Below are 19,661 nucleotides of genomic sequence, written 5' to 3'. Positions count from 1 at the left end.
CTTGGTCTAGTCTTCACTGTAACCTAAGCTTCTTAGTGCACGTTCATCGTCAGCCCAACCCGACTTAACTTTAACCCAAAGCTCTAAGAATACTTTGTTATCAAGCATTTCTTCTATGTCTTTACGGGCTTCACGACCAATGGTTTTTAGCTTTTCGCCTTTATTACCAATAACCATGCGTTTTTGTGTTTCGCGCTCAACAAGAATCAACCCGTTGATATGCCAAATACCGTTGTCTTGCCATTTAAACTGCTCAATTTCAACAGTTACAGAATACGGCAATTCTTCGCCCATAAAACGCATTAGTTTTTCACGAATTACTTCAGCTGCCATAAAGCGCATTGAACGGTCAGTTACATAATCTTCCGGAAAGTAAAATTCGCAAGGAGGTAAGCGTTTAGTTACTTCTGCTTTGATTAAATCAACATTTTTACCTTGCGTTGCCGATACTGGCATAATTCCAACAAAATCAAATTTGTCACTTAACCACTTCATATGAGGCAACACAAGGTCACGGTCTTTAACTTGGTCTATTTTATTAATAACCAATAATACCGGCTTACCACTTTGCGATACTTTATTAAGTACCATGTCGTCATCGGCATTCCAATGAGTGCCCTCAACTACAAAAATAATAAGCTCAACATCGCCGATAGAACTAGACGCGGCACGGTTCATTAAACGGTTAATCGCACGTTTTTCTTCAACGTGTAGACCTGGTGTATCTATGTATACCGCTTGGTGTTTACCTTCGGTATGAATACCCATAATACGATGACGCGTGGTTTGTGGTTTACGTGAGGTAATACTCACTTTTTGCTCAATAATTTCATTAAGCAAAGTCGACTTACCTACGTTTGGGCGCCCTACAATAGCAACCATTCCACAAAACGTATCTACATCACCTTCATGAGGCTGTATTAGGGTATCAAGGTTCATTTTTAAGTATCTTCAATGCTTTTTCAGCAGCTTTTTGTTCGGCTTTACGGCGCGAGCTACCTACAGAAATTATGCTATCCATTCCATCAACAATACATTCGACCGTGAATGTTTGATTGTGTGCTTGGCCTTTGGTATCAACCACAGTGTAACCCGGTAAAGATAATTTACGGGCTTGTAAATACTCTTGCAGCAGGGTCTTCGGATCTTTTTGGTTAAGCCCTGGTGAAATAGCATCTAATCGTGATTCGTACCATGACAATATAAGATCGCCACAGCTATCAATACCTGAATCTAAAAATGCAGCGCCAATAATAGCTTCTACTGCATCAGCAAGCGTTGACTCGCGACGGAATCCGCCACTTTTAAGCTCGCCCGGCCCTAAGCGTAAATAATCGCCTAGGCCAAATTCAAGACCAAACTCGGCAAGTGTTTGACCACGCACAAGCGTTGAGCGCATGCGGCTTAAATCGCCTTCACGCGCTTTAGGAAATTTGGCATAAAGTGCATTGGCAATCACAAAGCTTAAAATAGAGTCGCCTAAAAATTCTAGTCGCTCATTATGCTGGCCTTTGTGGCTGCGGTGCGTCATTGCTTGCTCAAGTAAACCTTGATCGGCAAATTCATAGCCAATTTTTTTATATAATTCTGTTACATTTTTTTTCATCGTTACTGAATATTACCTAGGCGCTCAAAGCGAACACCAGTTGGAACCCATCCTGGTAAAATATCATCAGGGCCATTCTCAAATTCAAAACTCATCCATATAAAGACAGCTTTACCCACCAAGTTTTCTTTTGGTACAAAGCCCCAAAAGCGACCATCTTGGCTGTTGTCGCGGTTATCACCCATCATAAAATAATGATCAGCAGGAACAGTCCATTCATCAGAAGGCGTGCCCGGTTGCTGGTAGTAACGCCCTTTTCTCTCAGGCGCTTGTGGGTTGATTAATATATCATGCGTAACTGTTGTTAAATTTTCATTTACACGAGCTAGAGGCATTGGGCCTTGTTTAAATTCGTTATCATTAATTAGTTTAAAATCAATTTTATTGAATTCATTACATAAAAGCTCACCCTGCTGGGTTTCGCCTTCTTTACAATTTGGCTGAATATATAAACGTTTATCGCGATAAACAATTTTATCGCCAGGTAAACCAATTGTACGTTTAATATAGTCAACATTTTCATCTAAAGGGTATTTAAAAACAACAATATCACCACGCTCAGGCTGCCCAATATCAACTAATTGAGTACGCCAAACAGGGTCTTTTATTCCATATGAATACTTTTGTACTAAAATAAAATCACCTACTAATAATGTAGGCATCATTGAACCGGATGGAATTTGAAACGGTTCAAAGATAAATGATCTAAAAATAGTAATTGCTGCAATCATCGGGAAAATCGACTTTGCTGTTTCTGTTAGTACTGGTTCTGGTGCAATTAATGCCGCCGTTTCTTCATCTAACGGAGCTCCAGCAGACGTTTGCGCTATCGCTAAGCGCTCCTGCCTTTTAGGTGCATACATTAAGTGATCTATTAACCATATTAAGCCTGAGCCTAAAGTTAATAACACCAATAAAACTGAAAAATAACCAGCCATTTATAATCCTTTGTTTTTATTTGCCAACTTTTAAAATAGCTAAAAACGCTTCTTGAGGCACTTCAACATTACCTACTTGCTTCATACGTTTTTTACCATCTTTTTGCTTTTTAAGTAGCTTTTTCTTACGGCTCACATCACCACCGTAACACTTAGCAATTACGTTTTTACGTAATTGTTTTACCGTGGTACGGGCAATAACATGTTGTCCGATAGCAGCTTGAATCGCTATATCAAACATTTGACGTGGGATAAGCTCTTTTAACGCATCAGCTAACTGGCGACCACGAGACTGTGCACCATCTCTGTGTACAATTATCGCAAGTGCGTCAACGCGCTCACCATTGATTAAAATATCAACACGCACCATATCTGATGTTTGAAAGTGTTTAAAGTTATAATCAAGCGACGCAAAACCACGGCTAGTTGATTTTAATTTATCAAAGAAATCCATCACCACTTCAGCCATAGGTAGCTCGTACGTTACAGCTACTTGCTTTCCGTGATAAGTCATTTTTGTTTGGCTACCACGTTTTTCAATACACAAAGTAATAACGTTACCTAGGTATTCTTGTGGTACCAAAATATTAGCTTCAACAATCGGCTCTCGAATCTCTACAATATCGTTTACTGCAGGCAAATCAGATGGATTATCAATCTGAAATGTACCTTCTTTAGTAACTATCTCATAGATTACCGTAGGTGCTGTTGTAATTAAATCAATATCGTATTCACGCTCTAAACGCTCTTGAATGATTTCCATGTGTAGCATACCTAAAAAGCCACAGCGGAAACCAAAGCCAAGTGCAGTTGAATTCTCTGGTTCAAAGAATAACGACGCATCGTTTAAGCTTAATTTATTAAGTGCATCACGGAACGATTCATACTCATCTGATGCAATTGGGAACATACCCGCATAAACCTGAGGCTTAATTTTTTGAAAGCCAGGTAAGCGAAGTGGAGCTGCATTTTTTTGATGAGTAATAGTGTCACCTACTGGCGCACCATGTATCTCTTTAATACCAGCAATAACAAACCCTACTTCACCTGTTCTTAAAATACCGGTGTTGGTTTGCTTAGGAGTGAACACACCTACTTGGTCAGCAGTATGTATATGCTCGTTCGACATTATTTTTATTTTGTCGCCAGTGCGTAATTCACCGTGCTTAATACGCACTAGTGATACAACGCCTTGGTATGGGTCAAACCAAGAATCGATAATAAGTGCTTGTAAAGGTGCATCTTTGTCGCCTACTGGCGGCGGTACATCTTTAACGATCATTTCAAGAACTTCGGCAATACCTACACCTGTTTTAGCGCTACACTGCACTGCATCAAGGGCATCAATACCAATAATCTCTTCAATTTCTTCTGCAACACGTAAAGGATCTGCTTGCGGTAAATCGATTTTATTAAGTACTGGAATTACTTCTAATTCCATTTCAATAGCGGTGTAACAGTTAGCTAGTGTTTGTGCTTCAACGCCTTGGCCTGCATCGACAACAAGCAACGCGCCTTCACAAGCAGCTAAAGATCGTGAAACTTCATACGTAAAATCAACGTGTCCTGGAGTATCAATGAAATTAAGTTGGTAGGTTTCGCCGTCGTTCGCTTTGTAATTCAACGTTACACTTTGCGCTTTAATGGTAATACCACGTTCGCGCTCAATATCCATTGAATCCAAAACTTGTTTTTGCATTTCACGGTCGGTTAAACCGCCACAAACTTGGATCAAACGATCTGAAAGGGTCGATTTACCATGGTCAATATGGGCGATGATCGAAAAATTACGGATATGCTTCATAAACTGGATTCTATACTTCTATTTTAATGGACTAAATATGAATACCTAAGTGACTTGAAAATACTTGCTTTAGGATGCCATAAGCTAAATTTGTATATAACAAACTGTACTTACGCTTTTTAAGATGGGTTACAACCATTTTATGTATTGAATAACAATAAGTTATATTTACTTAACTTAAATAATTCAGCCAGATAAAATAATTTAAAAAACCACGATTCCCTGTATTTCCAAGTTACTTTGGTATAAAACGTCAATTTTACATTTAATTGGCGTCAATCACCATCTATTTGAGTTAAAGGGATACTAATTGGGTGAATTTTTATAACTTTTATATCGTGCTTTAGAGATTTCACGCGAGTTTTAGCTATAAAAAAGCCAGTAACGCCACCTAGAGCAGCAGCTAAAATCTGCCAGCCTTCGGAAGCTATAAACAATTGCGCCGCAACAAATGCAAAAACAAGACTCAAAAGGAGCGGTAGCATGTAAACCGCAAAAGCATGCTTAACGACATGACTATCATCTAGTGACAAAGTGACCTTTTGCCCTATTTCTACAGAGGATTCAAATTTATAAGGAAAGGTTTTTTTTGCAGTGCCAAATAATTTACTAAACACTTGTGAGCCGCAACGACCATTGCAGCCTTCGCAAGCTTGTTTTTGCTGTGCTTCTAAATGAGCAATGTGGCCATCGAGGGCCACAACAGTGAGGGTTTGTTCAATCATAACAATCCTTACGGAATCGTCTATAGTGCGCGGGTAACTGACTCTGCAATCGCTTTTGCGGTCATACTCGGTACATTACCAACAACCGAAACATCAAAATTACCGCCATTATGCACATATACTGTCGTTGCACCAGAAGTGAGTGCTCCACTTAAACGCTTACCTGGTAATGGGCGCTGAATAAATACAGAAACCTCAACAAAACCATCAGAGAACAAGTAATAATCAGTTAACTCGTTATTTAAATCGAGCTTATGTCTGTCTGATTTTAGCAACTCAAAGCCATCTGGTAACCAGCTAATTTTCCAATTAGTGGCAGTACTATCTTCATTTATAAGTGCATCGTTTGGCAAAGGCGTTGGAAAGTTTCGATTGAGCACTTCAACTAGCATACCGGCTGGCTGCTCTGTCACACTAATATGTGTAAGCTGTAACTGCTCTAAGGCTTCACCTTCATGGTTAACGTACGCGGCTTTTAGCAACAACGACGATTCCATATCCAGCCAAATCCAATAATTATATTTATACTCGTCTTTAGATTCAATGCGAACAAGTTGCGCTGCGCGCCCTGCAATACGCCCTTTGCCGCCTAGTACAAAATCATAGTGCGCACTTAAGCGATCTATATCTTTAAATAGTACTTCAGGGATTGGACCTGCTATTGAATCTGTTTTTAGAGAATATGGTTCAGACTGAGGTTCAAAATAAGTAACTTGATTATCGATACGGACCATTTCAAGCCCAGCACCGTTAAGTAAACTTAAATGCTCAAGTTCGGTGTCACCTTGTAAAGCATGCACCCATCGGTAGGGTTCCATTGTTTTACCTTTGACAACCACAAACGAGGCGTCAAAATTACGGGTGTGAACGGCATTAGCCATTTTGAGTAATAAATCTTTGGCAGGATTTGTGTCGTTGGCAAATGCATTAAAGCTTACTACCAACGACAGAACAAAAGTGATTACTTTCATTTAATTAGTTTTTTTCCTCAGACGCTTTGGTATTAGTTTGCGCTGTTTCTAAAGAATTCGCAACTCGTGCTTGGCGTTGATGCTCAAGAACTAACGCACCAATACGCTGTTGCTGTAGTTCACGTAAACCTTGCTCAGCATTTTCAAGCGCAGGCTCAGACGAATAACTTACTGGCGAGGCCATACCTGCTAGCGGTGTGGTTTGCAGTAATGGAATTTCACTTTGCTGCTCATTGTTACTTTGAGGAAGCGTATTAATGCCCACAATAGCAAACATCGCTACACTTGCTGCAATAGCTAATTGGGCAACTGGTTTGCGCCAATTAAAAGCGACTACTTTATTATCTTGTACTGTTTCAGTGATTGCTTGAGGCTGTGTTTTTGACTGACTAAAGTCAGCATAAACAGGCTCGCTTTCTAGTGCTAATGCAACGCGATCGCTAATATCAATATGTATGTCGTTATTATTTTTTTGAGCACGCATCGCATCACCAATTAACGCATAACGGCCAAACGTAGTTACATCTTGCTCTGCAATTTTTGCATCAGTTAGATGTTGCTCGCCATCAAGTAATGCCGATAACGCTTCGTTATCTAACTTGTTAAGGTGTGCTTTTGTCATACTAAGACTCGCCTATTAATGGGTTTAATTTGTTATCTATTGCTTCACGGGCACGAAATATACGCGAACGCACAGTCCCGACTGGGCAATCCATTACCACTGCTATTTCTTCATAGCTCATCCCTTCTATTTCTCTAAGGGTGATTGCGGTTTTAAGATCTTCAGGCAAACTATCAATCGTATTAAAAATAACAGCGCGTACTTCTTCGCTTAAAAGTAGGTTTTCAGGAGATGCATTCGATCGCATTGAATCTGCACAATCATAAAACTCGGCATCTTCAGCGTCTATATCATTTGCTGGCGGCTTACGCCCCTGGGCTACTAAGTAATTTTTAGCACAATTAACGGCAATACGGTATAACCACGTGTAAAAGGCGCTGTCACCTCTAAAGTTAGGAAGTGCACGGTAAGCTTTAATAAAAGCTTCTTGTGCTACATCAGCAATATCGCCTTGGTTAGATACATAACGTGAGATCAAACCTGCAATTTTGTTTTGATACTTCTTTACTAATAGGTTGAAGGCGTTTTTATCTCCTTGCTGGACCCTTTTTACTAGCACTAAATCTAATTCCTGCTCGCTCATTCGAGCCGGTACTCCTATGTCTGATTTTTGCTTGTTATTCATATTGTCGTCATTGTTCACAAATACTCTGACCTCTTTATGAATAAAAAGTTCTGCTTAATATTATTTTTTTATAAAATAGATGATAATAACGGCGCTAAGCTTTTAAAATCACTACGTAGTAGTATGACAAATATGATACAACTACAGATATTAAAAACAAATATTGCTCTATATGAGCATTGTAACCGCAAAGTACCTCTGACATGAACCAAAATAAACATCACATTGCAGATGTCGCTATTATAGGTAGCGGCGCAGCAGGCTTATCACTTGCATTATCTCTAGCTAATTATTGTAACGTTACCGTGATCAGTAAAGGAGCGCTTACCGAAGGTTCTACTTTGTATGCCCAAGGCGGTATAGCTGCTGTATTTGATAAACAAAACGACAGCATAGAATCCCATGTTGAAGATACTCTCGATGCAGGCGGCGGTTTATGCGATAGAGACGCTGTTCATTATACCGCCAGCAATGCTCACGATTGCCTACAGTGGTTAATCGACCAAGGCGTACCCTTTGATATGGAGTTTGATAGCAAAGGAAAAGAGCGTTTTCACTTAACACGTGAAGGTGGTCACAGCCATCGTCGTATATTGCATGCAGCCGATGCAACAGGCAAAGCGGTGCAAACAACACTTATCAGCCAAGTTAAAATTCATAAAAATATAACGCTTTTAGAGCAATACAACGCCATTGATTTAATCACAGATAAAAGCGCCGGTAAAACAGGCTCACACATTGAAGGCATGTATGTGTGGAACAAAAAAGCTAAAAAGGTAGAAACCATTTCAGCTAAATTTGTTGCTCTTGCAACCGGTGGTGCTAGTAAAGTGTATTTATATACATCGAATCCAGACGTATCAAGTGGTGATGGTATTGCAATGGCTTGGCGTGCAGGTTGTAAAGTTGCCAACATGGAATTTAATCAATTTCATCCAACAAGTCTTTATCATCCAGAGCTACAAAACTTTTTAATTACCGAAGCCATGCGCGGTGAAGGGGCTTATTTAAAGCGCCCTGATGGAACTCGGTTTATGAAAGACTTTGATAGCCGTGAAGAGCTTGCTCCACGCGATATAGTGGCACGCGCAATCGATTTTGAAATGAAGCGCTTAGGCGCCAATTGTGTTTATTTAGATATTAGCCACAAAGATAAAGACTTTATTATTGAGCACTTTCCTACTATTTACGCAAAATGCTTAAGTGTAGGCCTCGATATAACGAAAGAAGCAATCCCAGTTGTGCCTGCTGCGCATTACACCTGTGGTGGTGTAATGACTGACTTTAACGGCAAAACAGATCTCGATAACTTATATGCTGTAGGTGAAGTTGCTTACACAGGCTTACATGGTGCAAACCGTATGGCAAGTAATTCACTATTAGAGTGCATTGTATTTGCCCACGCTGCAGCTAAAGATATTTTAAGTAAAATTGAACATGCACCAGAGCCGATAGCGCTTCCTCATTGGGATGAGAGCCGTGTTAGTAACTCAGATGAAGAAATTGTTATTACCCATAACTGGCATGAACTACGTTTATTTATGTGGGATTATGTAGGTATTGTACGCTCTACTAAACGCTTAGAACGAGCACTGCATAGAGTTGAGTTGCTACAGCAAGAAATACACGATTACTATGCAAACTTTAGAGTAAGTAACAACTTACTTGAGCTTCGTAATTTAGTGCAAGTATCAGAGCTAATTATTAGAAGTGCTATGGAGCGAAAAGAAAGCAGAGGCTTGCATTACACTATTGATTACCCTGAACAAAGTGAAAACCCAACGCCGACTATTTTGACTCCAAAACGCAATTAATTGCGCCGACAGTGGCACGTTTTAGACGCGCATAACTTTGCTCATTAACACCATTGGCTGAAATTATAAGCCAATGGTTGTTACTAAAACCTTTAATATGAAGCCATATATTATTACCATAAAATCGGCTTTTGTTACTTATTTCACCCTGAATTTTTAAGCTCTCGCCCTCAAATCTAAATAACTTTGGTTCTAATATTATAATTCCCTCATTTGGGTGAATTGCTAATACTTTGCGCCACATTATCAAGCCAGCTAGTGCATTTAGTATTAAACAAAAAAGCATGGCTAATAGTGAATCTAAAAATAAACATAATATAAAACTGAGCATACAAAAAAAGACCACAATTGGTTTGTGGTCAGCTTTATTATTTGTAACCGTAAACCTATACACGAACTCGGTCTAAGATCAGCGAAATCATACCGTTTAACTGCTCGTCTTTACATTCTTCATGACCCATAAACCATGCAAATAAGTCAGGGTCTTCTTCTGTTAGCAAACGCTGAAAGATAGCCTGTTGCTCTGCGCTCAAAGAGTCGTATGCTTCTTCTACAAACGGCATAAACAAAACATCTAGCTCTAACATGCCACGACGACAAGCCCAACGAATACGTGCTTTACTATGAATTTCAACCATTTTAAACCTCATACTTAATTGACTCGAGTTTAACAAACACAAGCCTATTTAGCAGCTATTAATCTCTCATTAAATAATAAACCCGCACCAATAAGCGCTTGTCTGTACCATACGTAACAACTGCGTTATTATGTCACTTCATTTATATTGCAAAGAAGGTTTTTATGTCGAGCGTTTATGCATGTCCGTTATCTCATCAACTTATTAGCCTCTGCGGTGCTGATAAATTATCTTATTTGCACGGACAAATCACTCAAGATCTAAATAAATTAACCAGCAGTAATTATTTGTGGGCTGGCCATTGCAGCGCCAAAGGTAAACTTTGGGGTGTATTTAAATTATTTTCTTACCAAGATAGCTACTACCTTGCGGGTAGCCAAGCTGAAGTTGAAAAATCATTAGCTGAACTTAAAAAATACGCTGTATTTGCAAAAGTTGATATTACTGAATGCTCAAAGCGTTTAATTGGTTTAATTGGTGATGATTTATCGGATGTACTGGCACAACTTGATATTAGCTTTGAGGGCGATGCAAGCGCGTGTGATTTTACGAATGGTAAAGCGCTAAAATTAGCTGATAACCGTGTTTTAATAATGGTTGATAACCAATTTAGCATGCCTGATAACGTATCCACACTTGATAACGAAGCCCCTTGGCAACAAGCAGCGATGCTTGCCGGTGAGCCTCAGCTAAGTGCAGATGCAATTGGCGAGTACGTTCCTCAAATGGTAAACCTACATGCTATTGGCGGTATAAGTTTCAAAAAAGGGTGTTATACCGGACAAGAAACAGTAGCCCGTATGAAGTACCTTGGTAAAAATAAACGTGCAATGTATATCGTTTCAGGGCAAAGCGAAGGGATTCTTTCAGAGCCTGATTTAGAAACCCAATTAGGCGAAAATTGGCGCCGTGCAGGTAAACTTATTGCACAAAGCTTTGATGAGCAAACAAATAAATTAACAGGCCTCGTTGTGTTGCCAAACGATACTGATGTAACTCAGGTACTTCGTGCAAAACACACACCTCAGGTGGAGCTAAGCATTCTGCCTCTACCCTACTCTCTTGAAGATGAATAAATAGGAATGACTATGATCGTTGCGGCAAACAAAGTGGTAAAAATGCATTATTCAGTAATGGATAATGATGGCAATAGCATTGATAACTCGTTCGGTGGTGAGCCACTACACTTTATCATTGGCACAGGCTATTTAATTTCAGGCCTAGAAAATGCTTTGCTGGGCAAGCAACCAGGCGACACGCTTAGCGTAAAGGTTGAACCTGAAGAAGGTTACGGCGAGCGCCACGAAAACCTAATGCAAGCAGTACCTAAATCAATGTTTGAAGGTATGGAAATTGAAGTTGGCATGCAATTTCGTGCATCAACAGATGATGGTGACCAATCAGTAATGATCATCGATATTCAAGATGAAGAAGTGATTGTAGATGGTAATAACCCACTTGCAGGTATAACACTTAACTTTGATGTAGAAATACTAGAAGTACGTGATGCTACAGAAGATGAATTAACTCACGGCCACGTACATGGCGAAGGTGGGTGTGGCCACGACCACTAATGCACTGCTAAACAGATAAAAAAAGCGCCTTAGGCGCTTTTTTTATATCATATTGTTACGCTTAACCGTTTCAGCTTTTGGCTTACTAGGCAGCGCGATAGATACGTTTTTTTCTTTTAAAGCAGCTAGTAAACCTTTTTGATCGTTTGTACCAACTCTATACAAGGTGCCATCTTTGAGCGTTAACTGTATTGCACTAAAGCCAGATACTGTATATACCCAACCATCATGAGTAATTCGCATACCAATACCGTGCCTGTAAGAGTTTTGAACTGCTTTTGCTTCTGCTACTTCGCTAAGCTCAATACTTTGCCCAGCAACGCCTGGACCAAACGCCCAGCTAATATTTTTATCATCTACTTTTACTGTTAGGCCATGGAACAAAAAGCCCACCAGCACTAAAATCCCAGTAAATATTATTAAAGGTCCATCAGCGCCTAACAAGTTCCACGCAAGCGCCACAAAACCGCCAATCCACGCTAATACAAAAAAGATAAACACCGCATACTGTTTATGCTGATACATAATATTCTCTAAATTAAATAAATACTTAAAAGCTGTATACCAATGTAGCACTCAGCTCTGAGTCAAACTTGAGTTTATCATCTTCGGGTTTTGAATTATAACGATACATGTAGGTAAATTTGAGTGATACCGCGCCAATCACTTGGCTTATCAGTGCGGTTTCCGATTTTAAGCGAGAATTAAGACCTGAAAGCGACTGCTCTATACTCACATCTTGATTAAAACGAGTACGCTTAGAGACCAAACGTTCCCACTGCATTGCAACACGTACTAAATAACCGGTTTTATCAATTTCATCTTCGCTCACATCCGAATCTTCATCGGCGACTGAACGGTATAAACCAGGTCCTATATCAATATCTACTTTGTTTTTAGAGCCTTGATATACACGCGCACCATAGCCTGTCGCCACCGTGCTTTTAAAATCAAGTCCACTAAACTCATCTTCTTCGTAATCACCGTAAATAAAAAATGAGGAGTTTTTAACACCTACTTTATAGTTACCTTGCGCTGATACAAAAATACGATTAGCAGTAACATCAGTGCCACCGCTTTCATCGTTCTCATCACGCTTATAAAGAGAGTCTATTTTAAATTGGTTACGCCACTTTTCAAAATCTTGGTATAAATTACCTTTGAGCTTAAAACTGGTCGAATTGGTGTTACCTTTACTTAGAATAAAACCAAATTCAGTATCACCGTAAAGCATATCACCTTTGTGTAACTCATGAATTTCTTCATCAGAGAGCTTGCCATATTCATGAAAATCTTCAAATGGATCAACAGCCCAACTTGGGCAGCTAATTATTAAAAAAATTAAAAATAAATACTTACGCACAACACTCTCTCTGCACACAATTATAAAAATAAGCGGTATTGCTTATTCACTCTCTTTCCATAAAATATGACAAAACGGAGCATCTTTATCACGACTAATCAAAATTTTAGCAAACAAAACATCATCATTTTCTAATTCTAAACCAACTAGCACCTGAATAAAGTGCTCTGGCTCAATCTCAAGGGCAACAAAATCTTGCCACTGATCGTCTGGCTCGTCTTCTTCGATAAAGCCTAGGTCTTCTCTAAACTCATTAAAGTCTTCAACATCTTTATCACTCAAGTTATTTGGCGCTAGCTCTAAAAAAATATCATAAGCTTGGTGAGTAGCTTCTTCTACCGTATATAAACGTGGACCCGACATATGTGCTTAACCTTAAGCTTTTAAGTTGCGCTATATTATCAAATCTCATCATCATTTTGATAAAAAAAAGCGTAAAACACTGACTTTTTTGTAACTGAGTCATGCTTTATTCAGCATGCAGCTCAAACAATAAATAACAATTTAACTAACCCATTGAATATCAAGATTACTTTTTTAATTTAAGCTTAAAATAACAACGTAAAAAATTTTATTATCTCAAGTTCTAATTGTTTAGCTTTTTCTCATCTAAATCTAACCCTTTAAGACTACAGCTTTAGCAATAAATTCCATTTATTTAAAAAATACCGTCACTTTACTTAATTCTTATAACAACATAAGCTCAACTAACAGGTCAGAGGAGTGTGTAATGATAAAACTAGAAAAACAAAATGGCATTGCAACCGTCACGCTTAGCAGAGCAAAAAAACAAAACGCATTAAGCTTTGAAATGTTTGTAGAGCTAAACAAAGCCATTAAAAACATAAAAAGAGATCGCAGTATTCGTGCTGTAGTAATAAAAGGCGATGGCGAGCATTTTTGTGCAGGGCTTGATATATCAGCCGTAATGGCGGTACCATTGAATATTATAAAATTATTGCTTAAATGGTTACCTGGCAATCAAAATTTAGCGCAAAAAGTAGTATTAGGCTGGCAGTCACTGAGCGTGCCTGTTATTGCACAAATTGATGGCAACTGTTTAGGGGGAGGATTACAAATAGCGCTGGGTGCTGATTACAGGATTGTTCATATTGATGCCAAGCTTGCCATTATGGAAGCGCGTTGGGGCTTGTGCCCCGATATGGGCGCAAATGTAATGATGAGCGGTTTAGTTAAGCGTGACCAAGCACTTTGGCTTGCAAGCCACGCAAACCCAATCACAGCACAACAAGCAAATGAGCTAGGTTTAGTTACTCAGCTTACCGATGATACTCAACAAGCCACGCAAAACATGCTCAATACATTACTTGAGCGCTCACCCGATACGCTTGCTGCTATTAAACGTGTTACACAACTTAGCTATAAACCAAACCAACGAAAAATACTCGCTAAAGAAACTTTCAGCCAAATTCGCTTACTGCTAAACCCAAACACTAAAAAAGCAATTGCTAAAGCAAAAGGAAAAGCGGATATAACCTACGCAAATACAAAGCATTGGTAGACTATTGCACAATGCATAAAAGAGTTTGATTTGTTAAAGTTAAGCTCTTATCTTTTCTGTGAGCCACTTTGATGAAATATCTGCTCAGTAGCGCTATTATATTACTATGTTTAGCCTGCGCTAAACTCATTATGCACTTTATTGGTGGAAGCTTTCCTGCACCGCTACTCGCTATGGTTATTTTATTAGTTTTACTCTTATCGGGTATTGTAAAAGAGCAACATGTAAAACCATGCGCCTCCCCTATTTTAAATATTATGCCTATCTTTTTCATTCCAGCGGGTGTGGGATTTATTGAACATCTCGGCCTTATAAAATCGCACTGGGCATTTTTAGCATCAGTTGTGGTGCTTGTTCCTATAACTACCTTATTGCTTGTTAGCAGTGTAATTGCGTACTTTAAGGGAAGAGAAAATAATGACTAATTTTACTTTTTCCGCTATTTCAGAGCTACAGCCTAATTTATGGTGGCTAAGTATTCCTTTCATTATTGTATTATTTTTAGCGCTAAGGGCCGTAAACCAAAGTATAAAAAGCAGCGTATTTAAATCGCTCACCAACCCCGTATTTTTAAGTATTAGTATTATTGCTTTATTACTCGTTAATCTAAATTTGCCTTATACGCAATTTGCTACGCACAGCAAATTACTAAGCTGGTTATTAGAGCCCGCAATTGTGGCTCTAGCGCTTCCTTTATATCAGCAGTTTACACACGTACGAAAAAATCTATTACTCATAGTCGCAACATGTAGCTTAGGCATTGTTAACGCAACCGTTGTGGCATTTTTGCTAAGCATATTATTTAACGCACCTGCACAGCTAAGTGCATCTGTTGCCGCACTCAGTGTGACGACCCCAATATCTTTAATTGTTACCGACTCGTTAGGAGGGATTAGCTCACTTGCTGCGGCTTTAGTTATTTTTATTGGTTTACTAGGCGCTTTATTTGGTTTTATGCTTTTTAAACTCATTAATATTTTTAATCACGAATCTCAAGGCGTTGCCATGGGCACAGCTTGCCATGCAATTGGGACCGCTGCTGCTATTGCTGAGCATCCAAAAGTAGGCGCTTACTCATCAGTTGCAATGGCACTAAGTGCTTTATTAACAGCGATTATAGTGCCGCTGTTATATCCATTTTTAGTCAACATTTTGCTATAGTTGGAAAAATACAACATAGCCCTAACATAGAGCGCTTTATGATCAGTTCTGAAATCGAACAGTTTGAAAAATATTACACCATGCTTACTGAGTATATGGTTACCTACAGTATGCAAATTGTTGGCGCTATTTTTATCGTCCTCATTGGTTTGTGGATAGCACAAAAGCTTGCCAAATTTGTAGCCGCGTTAATGACCCGCCATAATGTTGACATTACGCTCACTAACTTTGTCAGTAGCGTGGTAAAAGTACTGCTCATTGTAATGGTTATAATTATTGCACTTGGCAAAATAGGTATCAGCGTTACACCATTTGTAGCAGCCATTGGTGCTGCATCTTTAGGTGCTGGTTTAGCGCTGCAAGGAATGCTTTCTAATTATGGTGCAGGCCTTGCCATTATAGCCACGCGACCTTTTGTTGTTGGTGATACTATTGAAGTTAAAAATGTAAGCGGCCAAGTTAAAACAATTGAGCTTGGCTACACTATTTTAATCAATGAAGAAAAAGTAGAAATCACCATTCCAAATAAGCACATAGTGGGTGAAATACTTCATAACTCATTTAGTTACTCATTGGTCAAAGGTGAAATAGATATAGCTTATAGTGCATGCTCTGATAACGCGATTAGCCTCATTGAAGACGTACTTAAAGCACATGAATTAGTCGCACAAAATCCGTTATCACAAGTGGGTATTGAACGCTTTGCCGATAGCGGTGTTACAATAAGCTACCGATATTGGGTGCCTACTACTAAAATTATCGAAACCAAACTGGCTATTAACGGTGGTGTTTATAAAGCAATTAATAACGCTGATATTGAAATTCCATTCCCTCAACGCGTCATTACAATTAACAAAGCCGACCTAGAAAGCTAATTTATTTTTATAGTGAGCTTGCATATCTGCAAGCTCATCCTTTCCTACCCCCTCTGCTCAGAATAAACTCAAATAGTTGTGTTATAGATTTATTTGCCATATAAATAGTGTTAATAAATATCAATACGCACTTAATTTTAATAATAAAAAAACAATAATGAGTAATGATGATGCGCAACCCCTTCTACCTAGGCGATTGGCAAGTAACACCTTCAACTAACTCAATTCAACTCACTGGTAAAGCCAAACAGTTAGAGCCCAAAGCGATGGAAGTTTTATTGCATTTGTGTCAACAAAATGGCGACATTGTAAGCAGCGATGAATTGCTCAGTAAATGCTGGAAAAATACTGATATTGGCGATAATCCACTACATAAAACTATCACTCAGCTAAGAAAAGCGCTCGGTGATAAAGCCAATGAACCACATTATATTGAAACTATCCGTAAACGTGGCTACCGCATTATTGCAAAATTATCTTTTCCGTTAGCAGATCCTATCCCAAGCACTAAAAGTACATGGCAGGGAGGATCCCCTTTCTTAGGCCTGCGTGCATATAACCCAAATGATACCCACGTTTTTTTTGGCCGTACCCAATCTATAGCTACCCTGCTGGAAAGGATATCTAGCCAGGTAAATTACGGTCGTGCTTTTTGCTTAATACTTGGCCCTAGTGGTACAGGTAAATCCTCGCTTGTTAATGCTGGAATTTTACCAAAACTACTAGATGAGCGAGGCTATAATGGCATCGGGGTTATTTCCTACACCCAGATCGACTTTGCAGATGTGCATAAAAATAGACTTTTTCTAGACTTAGCTTCTGCATTACTTGATTGGGATATAAACGCCCAGCCTGTGTTTGAAGGATTAAGCGCGCAAACACTTGCAGAGCAACTAGAATTGGCAATAGATGGCGTAATTAATGCCATACAAGCTGCACTTAGTAAAGCCTCTACACAACTTAAAACACCCCAGTTATTTTTATTTATTGACCGCTTAGAAGTACTGCTTTCTTCTCCTATATTTAGTAGCGAAACACGCAACCATTTCTTGTCGGTTATTGAGCGCTTAGCAATCTCTAAAGCTGTGATTGTATTTAGTGCGTGTCGTAACGACTTTTACCCTTTAGTTGTTGAACAACCAAGTTTAATGGCAGGCAAAGCTCATGGCGCGCACTACGATTTAACACCGCCAAACCGCCAAGAACTCCAACAAATTATTCGCCTGCCAGCGTTAACCGCTAATTTAACGTTCTCCAATGACCCACAAACTCAAACACCACTGGATGAAATATTGTGCGCCGATACCGCCAATAACCCCGATGCATTGCCCATGCTGCAATACACATTGCAAGAGCTGTACTTACAGCGCAGTGATAATAACGAGCTACTGCACAGTGTTTACAAAAAACTCGGGGGTATTGAGGGCGCCATAGGCAAAAAAGCAGAAGATATATTTATTGACCTTAGTAATAAGCAACAGCAGCAACTAAAAAGCGTATTATCACAACTGATCACTTTAAACCCAGATGGTAAAACCATTACGAGCCGCGCTGCCCGCTGGCAAACATTAACCAACACAAGTCAAAAAGAGCTTGTGCAAGCCATGGTCGATAGCCGTTTATTTGTATCGCATTTACAAAACCAAGAAGCCTGTTTTAGCCTTGCTCACGAGGCATTATTGCGTCAATGGCCGCGCGCAAAACAATGGATTAATGACCATAAAGATGCCTTAGCAATAAAAAGTCGTTTACAACATCAAACACGAAATTGGGTAGATGAAGGCAAAAGTAGTGCTTACCTCCTAGCGCCAGGTAAACCACTACAAGAAGCGCAGCTATTACTTAACGACAAACTGTTTAAATTAGATGATCACGAGCATGCTCTTATCAAAAGCTCTGTAAACAAAATAAAAACAAAAATAAGAGCAAAACGAGTGACCGTTGCTTTATTGTGCTTACTTACATTTACCGCGTTATTGATGAGCTTCATTAGTTTTAAAGCCCAACAGCATGCGCAAAACAAGCAGCTTGAGGCCGAAAGCTTACTAGGGTTTATGGTCGGCGACTTTGCCGATAAATTACGTAGCGTTGAACGTATGGACTTACTTGATGGTATTAGTAATAAAGCACTTGAGTATTTTACTAATCAAACTGACGATTCAAGTTCACTTTTTAGCTTTAGCGATAATAAAGCACAATTTAACAACCGTTTTCAGTACGCACAAACCCTCGAAGCAATGGGTGAAGTAGCTTATTCCCGAGGTAAAACTGATGAAGCCTTTACCGCCTTTGAAAACGCCCGCACCCGCCTTGAGGCATTATTAAAAATACAGCCTAATAACTTAGAGCTACTAACGCTTGCAGGTGCCAATGCCTTTTGGCTTGGTCAATTAGCTTATGATCAAAATGATCATCAAGCTACTGAGCAAATGTTTAAAAAATACCACGCTTACAGTAAAAAAATGTATGCGCTGGCAGCCAATGATTTTAACTCCATTATGGAATTATCGTATTCATCTAATTCTTTAGGTTCTTTATACATAGAAAAATCCAACTACAGCGCTGCAAAAAAGAACTTTGCAGAGTCACTTTTACTTAAAAATAAAGCGCTTAAACTGAAACCTAATAACAAAGATTTACTTCGAGATAAATCCGATACGATTAGTTGGCTTGCAAAAACAGAAGAGAAGCTAAGTAACTTTAATGAAGCAGTTAATATATTGGAAGGTGCAGTTGACGTAATCACAAAATTGATTGCTGACTACCCTAGTGATGCAAGCCTTTTTTACACGTCAGCAAACCTATATATGCAACAAAGTTATTTACTGAGCTATTTGAGTGATAAACGGATGGCCCATAAAAAAGCCAGCTTGGCTAATCAAGTTATCAATGAAGCTTTAGTACAAGATCCAAAAAACAATAAATTTCAGCTTATGTATTATCGCTCTTTAGCACATTCACTAATGCTATCTACTGATGAAGCTACTGACTCAACAATTGAAAAAATAATTAATTTTTTAAAATCTCAAAATTTTAAAAATACCAGCACTATTAATACACAAATTACACTGATTCAATATTTTATAAATAGACAATCACCACCCAAAGCGCAGGAGTTATTAACTGAGCTTGAGAATAATGAAAACTACAAACATCAATTAGCCAGCCTAACTAAAACTGGTGATTACTTAGTATATACAAGAATAAACTTAATCAAAGCAAACTTAGCTACAACTAATAAACAGCGAGAGCAATTTTGCTTAAGTGCTATCAAAGCAATTTCTGAAGCTGCAAAAATAAGTCAGAGCGTAAAAATAACATACCCACTAGTACAAGCTTATTCCTGTTTAAACAGGGAAGACGAGATATCAGAAATAAAAACAAGCCTAGTTAAATTAGGCATTACGAACTTCCAACTATAAT

The 19,661-nt window shown here is 38.9% G+C and carries 21 protein-coding genes; 8 read left to right on the top strand and 13 right to left on the bottom strand.

Annotated elements, in window-relative coordinates; genetic code table 11:
• Positions 1-6: 6 nt before the first annotated feature.
• The 8 genes from era to rpoE form a co-directional block, all read right to left on the bottom strand.
• Positions 7-939, bottom strand: a complete 933-nt coding sequence (gene era / locus QMA08_RS04700) for a GTPase Era (RefSeq protein ID WP_002958714.1) — start codon at positions 937-939, stop codon at positions 7-9.
• Complete coding sequence (gene rnc, locus QMA08_RS04695; RefSeq protein WP_002958715.1) at positions 929-1,606, bottom strand: ribonuclease III; 678 nt, start codon at positions 1,604-1,606, stop codon at positions 929-931. The genes era and rnc overlap by 11 nt, the downstream gene beginning before the upstream one ends.
• 2 nt (positions 1,607-1,608) lie before the next feature.
• Positions 1,609-2,544, bottom strand: coding sequence for a signal peptidase I (lepB, locus tag QMA08_RS04690; protein ID WP_002958716.1), 936 nt, complete (start codon positions 2,542-2,544; stop codon positions 1,609-1,611).
• 16 nt (positions 2,545-2,560) lie between these two features.
• Positions 2,561-4,348, bottom strand: a complete 1,788-nt coding sequence (lepA, locus tag QMA08_RS04685) for a translation elongation factor 4 (RefSeq protein WP_002958717.1) — start codon at positions 4,346-4,348, stop codon at positions 2,561-2,563.
• A 275-nt stretch (positions 4,349-4,623) separates the two neighbouring features.
• Positions 4,624-5,073, bottom strand: a complete 450-nt coding sequence (locus QMA08_RS04680; protein WP_024594973.1) for a SoxR reducing system RseC family protein — start codon at positions 5,071-5,073, stop codon at positions 4,624-4,626.
• 20 nt (positions 5,074-5,093) lie between these two features.
• Complete coding sequence (locus tag QMA08_RS04675) at positions 5,094-6,044, bottom strand: MucB/RseB C-terminal domain-containing protein (protein ID WP_002958719.1); 951 nt, start codon at positions 6,042-6,044, stop codon at positions 5,094-5,096.
• Positions 6,045-6,048: 4 nt separating this feature from the next.
• Positions 6,049-6,666 carry an RseA family anti-sigma factor gene (locus QMA08_RS04670; protein WP_290173800.1) on the bottom strand — a complete coding sequence of 206 codons (618 nt, stop codon included), beginning with the start codon at positions 6,664-6,666 and terminating at the stop codon, positions 6,049-6,051.
• 1 nt (position 6,667) lies between these two features.
• A complete protein-coding gene (gene rpoE, locus QMA08_RS04665) occupies positions 6,668-7,249 on the bottom strand; it encodes an RNA polymerase sigma factor RpoE (RefSeq protein WP_002958721.1) in 582 nt (193 codons plus the stop codon).
• 245 nt (positions 7,250-7,494) lie between these two features.
• Between rpoE and nadB the strand changes: the two genes are divergently transcribed.
• Positions 7,495-9,105 (top strand): L-aspartate oxidase, encoded by a 1,611-nt coding sequence (gene nadB, locus QMA08_RS04660; RefSeq protein ID WP_154903488.1) that lies wholly within the window; start codon positions 7,495-7,497, stop codon positions 9,103-9,105.
• Here the strand turns inward: nadB and QMA08_RS04655 are convergent.
• Together QMA08_RS04655 and QMA08_RS04650 are read right to left on the bottom strand one after the other, a co-directional pair.
• Positions 9,080-9,436 (bottom strand): hypothetical protein, encoded by a 357-nt coding sequence (locus QMA08_RS04655; protein WP_024597157.1) that lies wholly within the window; start codon positions 9,434-9,436, stop codon positions 9,080-9,082. The two genes, nadB and QMA08_RS04655, sit on opposite strands and share 26 nt — an antisense overlap.
• Before the next feature lie 55 nt (positions 9,437-9,491).
• Positions 9,492-9,743, bottom strand: coding sequence for a succinate dehydrogenase assembly factor 2 (locus tag QMA08_RS04650; RefSeq protein ID WP_290173799.1), 252 nt, complete (start codon positions 9,741-9,743; stop codon positions 9,492-9,494).
• Between the two features lie 164 nt (positions 9,744-9,907).
• Between QMA08_RS04650 and QMA08_RS04645 the strand changes: the two genes are divergently transcribed.
• Positions 9,908-10,819 carry a folate-binding protein YgfZ gene (locus QMA08_RS04645; RefSeq protein WP_002958725.1) on the top strand — a complete coding sequence of 304 codons (912 nt, stop codon included), beginning with the start codon at positions 9,908-9,910 and terminating at the stop codon, positions 10,817-10,819.
• A gap of 12 nt (positions 10,820-10,831) precedes the next feature.
• A complete protein-coding gene (locus QMA08_RS04640) occupies positions 10,832-11,317 on the top strand; it encodes a peptidylprolyl isomerase (protein WP_002958726.1) in 486 nt (161 codons plus the stop codon).
• 42 nt (positions 11,318-11,359) lie between these two features.
• On the opposite strand, the gene QMA08_RS04635 is transcribed toward QMA08_RS04640, so the two are convergent.
• Genes QMA08_RS04635 through QMA08_RS04625 form a run of 3 tightly spaced genes read right to left on the bottom strand, consistent with a single transcriptional unit; the run spans position 11,360 to position 13,043 of the window.
• Positions 11,360-11,842 (bottom strand): hypothetical protein, encoded by a 483-nt coding sequence (locus QMA08_RS04635; RefSeq protein WP_002958727.1) that lies wholly within the window; start codon positions 11,840-11,842, stop codon positions 11,360-11,362.
• Positions 11,843-11,867: 25 nt separating this feature from the next.
• Positions 11,868-12,680 carry a DUF481 domain-containing protein gene (locus QMA08_RS04630; protein WP_024597159.1) on the bottom strand — a complete coding sequence of 271 codons (813 nt, stop codon included), beginning with the start codon at positions 12,678-12,680 and terminating at the stop codon, positions 11,868-11,870.
• A 42-nt stretch (positions 12,681-12,722) separates the two neighbouring features.
• Positions 12,723-13,043 (bottom strand): HI1450 family dsDNA-mimic protein, encoded by a 321-nt coding sequence (locus tag QMA08_RS04625; RefSeq protein ID WP_290173798.1) that lies wholly within the window; start codon positions 13,041-13,043, stop codon positions 12,723-12,725.
• A gap of 367 nt (positions 13,044-13,410) precedes the next feature.
• Here QMA08_RS04625 and QMA08_RS04620 point away from each other — a divergent pair, with 367 nt between their 5' ends.
• The 5 genes from QMA08_RS04620 to QMA08_RS04600 all read left to right on the top strand — a co-directional run bounded on the left by QMA08_RS04620 (position 13,411) and on the right by QMA08_RS04600 (position 19,660).
• Positions 13,411-14,202: a crotonase/enoyl-CoA hydratase family protein gene (locus QMA08_RS04620; protein ID WP_290173797.1), complete on the top strand. Its 792-nt coding sequence runs from the start codon at positions 13,411-13,413 to the stop codon at positions 14,200-14,202.
• Positions 14,203-14,273: 71 nt separating this feature from the next.
• The gene (locus QMA08_RS04615; protein WP_010553207.1) at positions 14,274-14,627 is read left to right on the top strand and encodes a CidA/LrgA family protein; all 354 of its coding nucleotides are present in this window, start codon (positions 14,274-14,276) and stop codon (positions 14,625-14,627) included.
• Entirely contained in the window at positions 14,620-15,363 is a 744-nt protein-coding gene (locus tag QMA08_RS04610; protein WP_182720282.1) for an LrgB family protein, read from the top strand. Before QMA08_RS04615 ends, QMA08_RS04610 begins: the two co-directional genes overlap by 8 nt.
• A gap of 38 nt (positions 15,364-15,401) precedes the next feature.
• Positions 15,402-16,238, top strand: coding sequence for a mechanosensitive ion channel family protein (locus QMA08_RS04605; RefSeq protein WP_002958733.1), 837 nt, complete (start codon positions 15,402-15,404; stop codon positions 16,236-16,238).
• Between the two features lie 167 nt (positions 16,239-16,405).
• Entirely contained in the window at positions 16,406-19,660 is a 3,255-nt protein-coding gene (locus tag QMA08_RS04600) for a winged helix-turn-helix domain-containing protein (protein WP_290173796.1), read from the top strand.
• The last annotated feature ends 1 nt before the right edge of the window (position 19,661 follow it).

The sequence above is a fragment of the Pseudoalteromonas sp. APC 3355 genome, from assembly GCF_030407615.1.
Classification (GTDB): Bacteria; Pseudomonadota; Gammaproteobacteria; order Enterobacterales; family Alteromonadaceae; genus Pseudoalteromonas; species Pseudoalteromonas distincta.
Note: the sequence above shows the minus strand (reverse complement) of the source record. Positions and strands in the feature narration are given on the sequence as shown.

Coding starts and splice junctions, on each gene's coding strand:
- era (WP_002958714.1), bottom strand. CDS start 939: ATGAACCTTGATACCCTAATACAGCCTCATGAAGGTGATGTAGATACG.
- rnc (WP_002958715.1), bottom strand. CDS start 1,606: ATGAAAAAAAATGTAACAGAATTATATAAAAAAATTGGCTATGAATTT.
- lepB (WP_002958716.1), bottom strand. CDS start 2,544: ATGGCTGGTTATTTTTCAGTTTTATTGGTGTTATTAACTTTAGGCTCA.
- lepA (WP_002958717.1), bottom strand. CDS start 4,348: ATGAAGCATATCCGTAATTTTTCGATCATCGCCCATATTGACCATGGT.
- QMA08_RS04680 (WP_024594973.1), bottom strand. CDS start 5,073: ATGATTGAACAAACCCTCACTGTTGTGGCCCTCGATGGCCACATTGCT.
- QMA08_RS04675 (WP_002958719.1), bottom strand. CDS start 6,044: ATGAAAGTAATCACTTTTGTTCTGTCGTTGGTAGTAAGCTTTAATGCA.
- QMA08_RS04670 (WP_290173800.1), bottom strand. CDS start 6,666: ATGACAAAAGCACACCTTAACAAGTTAGATAACGAAGCGTTATCGGCA.
- rpoE (WP_002958721.1), bottom strand. CDS start 7,249: ATGAGCGAGCAGGAATTAGATTTAGTGCTAGTAAAAAGGGTCCAGCAA.
- nadB (WP_154903488.1), top strand. CDS start 7,495: ATGAACCAAAATAAACATCACATTGCAGATGTCGCTATTATAGGTAGC.
- QMA08_RS04655 (WP_024597157.1), bottom strand. CDS start 9,436: ATGCTCAGTTTTATATTATGTTTATTTTTAGATTCACTATTAGCCATG.
- QMA08_RS04650 (WP_290173799.1), bottom strand. CDS start 9,743: ATGGTTGAAATTCATAGTAAAGCACGTATTCGTTGGGCTTGTCGTCGT.
- QMA08_RS04645 (WP_002958725.1), top strand. CDS start 9,908: ATGTCGAGCGTTTATGCATGTCCGTTATCTCATCAACTTATTAGCCTC.
- QMA08_RS04640 (WP_002958726.1), top strand. CDS start 10,832: ATGATCGTTGCGGCAAACAAAGTGGTAAAAATGCATTATTCAGTAATG.
- QMA08_RS04635 (WP_002958727.1), bottom strand. CDS start 11,842: ATGTATCAGCATAAACAGTATGCGGTGTTTATCTTTTTTGTATTAGCG.
- QMA08_RS04625 (WP_290173798.1), bottom strand. CDS start 13,043: ATGTCGGGTCCACGTTTATATACGGTAGAAGAAGCTACTCACCAAGCT.
- QMA08_RS04620 (WP_290173797.1), top strand. CDS start 13,411: ATGATAAAACTAGAAAAACAAAATGGCATTGCAACCGTCACGCTTAGC.
- QMA08_RS04615 (WP_010553207.1), top strand. CDS start 14,274: ATGAAATATCTGCTCAGTAGCGCTATTATATTACTATGTTTAGCCTGC.
- QMA08_RS04610 (WP_182720282.1), top strand. CDS start 14,620: ATGACTAATTTTACTTTTTCCGCTATTTCAGAGCTACAGCCTAATTTA.
- QMA08_RS04605 (WP_002958733.1), top strand. CDS start 15,402: ATGATCAGTTCTGAAATCGAACAGTTTGAAAAATATTACACCATGCTT.
- QMA08_RS04600 (WP_290173796.1), top strand. CDS start 16,406: ATGATGCGCAACCCCTTCTACCTAGGCGATTGGCAAGTAACACCTTCA.